This window comes from Desulfobaculum bizertense DSM 18034 (genome assembly GCF_900167065.1).
GTDB classification, from domain to species: domain Bacteria; phylum Desulfobacterota; class Desulfovibrionia; order Desulfovibrionales; family Desulfovibrionaceae; genus Desulfobaculum; species Desulfobaculum bizertense.
The window spans coordinates 1-3,859 of sequence record NZ_FUYA01000022.1 but is presented as its reverse complement, the minus strand read 5'-3'; the positions used below and the strand labels follow the sequence as shown (position 1 = coordinate 3,859).

3 protein-coding genes and 1 pseudogene are annotated in these 3,859 nt (G+C 50.6%); 2 read left to right on the top strand and 2 right to left on the bottom strand.

Annotated elements, in window-relative coordinates; all coding sequences use genetic code 11:
- Positions 1–285, bottom strand: a pseudogene (locus B5D23_RS15295) (signal recognition particle-docking protein FtsY); the annotation flags it as partial.
- Positions 286–524: 239 nt separating this feature from the next.
- Between B5D23_RS15295 and asnS the strand changes: the two are divergent.
- A complete protein-coding gene (gene asnS, locus B5D23_RS14775; protein ID WP_078686239.1) occupies positions 525–1,916 on the top strand; it encodes an asparagine--tRNA ligase in 1,392 nt (463 codons plus the stop codon).
- Between the two features lie 1,124 nt (positions 1,917–3,040).
- Positions 3,041–3,613, top strand: a complete 573-nt coding sequence (locus tag B5D23_RS14765; RefSeq protein ID WP_078686237.1) for a TetR/AcrR family transcriptional regulator — start codon at positions 3,041–3,043, stop codon at positions 3,611–3,613.
- Here B5D23_RS14765 and B5D23_RS15260 read toward each other — a convergent pair.
- Positions 3,610–3,859: hypothetical protein (locus tag B5D23_RS15260; RefSeq protein WP_234985110.1), on the bottom strand; the 250-nt coding region annotated here is incomplete at its 5' end. The genes B5D23_RS14765 and B5D23_RS15260 overlap by 4 nt on opposite strands.

Sequence of the window (3,859 nt, the reverse complement as noted above, 5' to 3'; positions counted from 1 at the left end):
CTCGGCAGGCTCGGCAGGCTCGGCAGGCTCGGCAGGCTCGGCAGGCTCGGCAGGCTCGGCAGGCTCGGCAGGCTCGGCAGGCTCGGCAGGCTCGGGCTGAACTTCTGGAGTTGCAGCGGGGGCTGGTGTTGGCTCAGGAGCAGGCTGCACAGGCGATGGGGCAGGGGTGTGCTCCGGTTCAGGTGCCGGAGACTGTTCTTCAACAGCTGGCTGGACTTCCGGTTCCGGAGTGCTCGGCTCCGGCTTCTTTTTTTCCCAGAATTTCAGTTTGGAGAAGAATCCCATGTTCAAAACCCCCTGTTCAGATAAATATTGTGAGTGGCTGGCTTCGTGCGGCCGGCCTGTCGCGGTATGGCAGTTCTTGCAAAAATTGATTACAGCCTAGACCGTCGGGACGGGTTGTGCTGCATTCCCTGCACGGGGCAGCATGCTGGTCTGGCTTACTTTGCTCAGAAGCGAGATTCCGTCAAGTACGTCCAGGTCCCCGACATATCATTATACAGAACAGTTGTCAGGAGATGCATATGCAACGTCTTCGCGTACGTCAGGCCCTCGAATCTGAGGCGCCAAAAGAAAACATCGTGGTGAAGGGCTGGGTTCGCACCAAGCGTGAGAACAAGGGCTTTGCCTTCATCGAACTTAATGATGGAACCTCTCTTTCCAACCTCCAGGTCATTATTGATGAAGGAGCGCAGGGCTGGGATGAACTTGAGCGCGCCACAACGGGTGCCTCTGTTTCCATTTCGGGAAACCTTATTGAATCTCCTGGTAAAGGCCAGAAGTGGGAAGTGAAGGCTAGCGAGCTGCGGGTGATTGGTGAGGCTGATCCCGAAAGCTTCCCGCTCCAGAAAAAGCGCCACTCTGATGAATTTTTGCGCTCTATTGCGCACTTGCGTCCGCGCACCAACAAATACGGTTCGATTTTCCGCATTCGTTCCGAAGCGGCATATGCCGTGCACAAGTTTTTCCATGACAATGGATTCCGCTATGTGCACTCCCCAATTTTGACAGGCTCTGACTGCGAGGGCGCGGGCGAAATGTTCCGCGTGACCACGCTTGATCCTTATGATGGCAAGAAGGCTACGCCAGAGGATGATTTCTTTGGAAAGAATACCTCCCTGACTGTTTCTGGCCAGCTTGCAGCCGAAATTTTTGCCACGTCCCTTGGCGACGTGTATACCTTCGGTCCCACATTCCGTGCAGAGAACTCCAATACTCCCCGCCATGCGGCCGAGTTTTGGATGATCGAGCCAGAGATGGCTTTTGCGGACCTGAAGGATGATATGGATCTTGGCGAAAAGTTCTTGAAGAGCGTTGTGTCTCATCTGCGTGAGCACTGCGCAGAGGATATGGAGCTGTTTAGCAAGTGGGTGGACAAGTCCCTGACTGCAACGCTGGACACTGTTGTGGAAAAGGAATTCCAGCGGGTGCCCTACACCGAGGCCGTTGAGATTCTGAAAAAGAACGCCAAGACCAAGAAGGGCAAGGACCGCTTTGAATATGCCGTGGAATGGGGCATTGACCTCCAGACCGAGCATGAGCGTTTCCTGACAGAGGACTATTTTAAGTGCCCAGTCATTGTGTATGACTACCCTAAGGACATTAAGGCATTCTACATGCGGATGAATGAGGACAACAAGACCGTTGCTGCAATGGATATTCTTGTTCCTCGTGTGGGTGAGATCATTGGTGGCAGCCAGCGTGAAGAGCGTATGGATGTGCTGACTCGCCGTATTCAGGAGCTTGGACTGCCTGAGGAAGAGTACTGGTGGTATATGGACCTGCGCCGCTTTGGTTCCGTGCCACACTCTGGCTTTGGAATGGGCTTTGAGCGTCTGCTGATGATGGTAACTGGTGTTGCAAACATTCGAGACGTCATTCCTTGCCCCAGAACTCCAAAGCATCTGGAGTTCTAAAGGTCTGAGGATCTAGAATTATAGAGGCTTCTGCTGACGCGGAAGCCTTTTTTTATGTTGTAGTGTGTATCTGGTTCTGCTGGGGGACTCTTTTTAAGGTCCGTAATGCACTGTGTTGTCAGGAAGAAGACACTCTTGAGAGGGTGAGTGCGACGGATTTTGAAGCGGCTGGACCAATTTTGCATGTACTGGTTGGACCAGACTGATATGAAAAGCAAAAACTCTTCTGTTGTATTTTGGATGCTGCGATGCGGGGATTGAGCTACAACGCTACTTTTCAAGCTTTTTTTGATGTGCAGTGCAGACCAAAAAGGGAAAAAGGGGTTTTTTTTCAACAGAAGAAAAAAATGGCGCTTGACAGCTTTGAGGGGGTGGGCTTATTGAGAGGGTGTTGCTGATTGAGTGCACAACCAAACAGTGACACAGATCTTTAAAGAATACGAAGCGCTAGACGCTTTCATATATTTTGCTGGAGTGCGATCCAATGGATCGAGCGACACGTGTCAGAGGTTGAACGATAATCCAGTTGCTTCCCATCAGGGCAAATTTTGGGAACTCCAGCAAGGAATCATCCAAATTGGTTGAGCGCACACTATAGCAGGATTTGTAGATGTTAACACTGCGCATCTGCATGATCCCTGCTCGAAAGAATGAACACCGTGCAGGGTGTAGTCACTCTTTCATCGCTTGCAGACCTGAAGAGAACCGGATCGTCACCGGAAGTGCAGTTCCTGTGGCTTCAAACGCAAACTCCTCCGAGAGTCTCTTTCAGAGTAAGCAGCACCTCCTTTTGAGTCCCCCCGCTTTTGCGGGGGGACTTTTTTTTGTTCAAATAAGCAGAATATTGGCTGCTGATAGGGAAAAAAGCCTTTGAGGACAGGAAGTTGAGAAGCTGTAAAGCGGACCTGATATTTTTTATTCTCAGGGCTTTCTGTTCAACCAATCAACGTGTATTGTCTGTACAGCAAAAAAGCACAGGGTCATCAATTGACCGGGTTAGGGGGGAGCTTTACCTACCCGTATTGCTCATCACAAATGACGTTCGTACCACGGCAGTGTCGGCCCGCGGTAGGAAACGCTTTGTTGTATTAAGTCCGACACGTGGCACTATGGGATAGTGGGCGATGGTCATGACAAAAAAAGAGCTGCTTTTGGAAGCGGCAAAGGATCTTTTTGGTGTTTATGGATACTCCGAGACGACGTTTAAGAAAATTTCTGAACGCGCCGGGGTTGCTCTTGGCCTGCTGACGCATCATTTTGGAAATAAGGAAAAGCTGTTCCTTGCTTCCGGAATGGACGTGCTGGAACACCTTATTGCGCAGCTGCGAGAAGCTGTTGCAGATGCCGATAGCGGTCGCGAGGCTGTTCGCCGTTTTGTGCAGAAGTACTTTGAGTTTTCTACGGACCCCAATGAGCATTTTCTGGTCCTGATTCGCTGTTCCCCATACAGCGACGTCAAAACCCGTGAAGATCGGGAAGAGATGGCCGGGAAGTTCACCGAGGTTCTCATGATCCTTCGGGATAGCGTGAAGCGTGGAGTTGAGGATGGTTCCATATCCTCCTCCTTATCTATTGATGAGACGGCAATTGTTCTCCAGTGTAATCTGGTTGGTGGCGTTCGTACCCGCCTCCTGACGCCGTATTATCCTGAGACGCTTTATGAAGACATTGAGTCCTTTATAATGAGAGGACTCTAAGAGATTTGGACCCTGTCCTTTGAGGAAGGCCCTGCTTCGGCAGGGCCTTTTTTATGCCATAATCCTTGTGTGACGCGGACTTTCTCATAAAAAATGACCCCTGACAGGCTGAAAAGGTAGGATTTTTCAAAAAGCCCTTGACGAGAAGGAGGAGCTTCTATAGAACCTCTCTCCGCAGCAACGAAACGAATTCGTTCACGTCGCTGCACTTTGAAAAAAAAGATATAAAAAGTGGTTGACGCGAAT

Excerpts from the sequence above, each read along its gene's own strand:
- B5D23_RS14765 (WP_078686237.1), top strand. The coding sequence starts at position 3,041 with ATGGTCATGACAAAAAAAGAGCTGCTTTTGGAAGCGGCAAAGGATCTT.
- asnS (WP_078686239.1), top strand. The coding sequence starts at position 525 with ATGCAACGTCTTCGCGTACGTCAGGCCCTCGAATCTGAGGCGCCAAAA.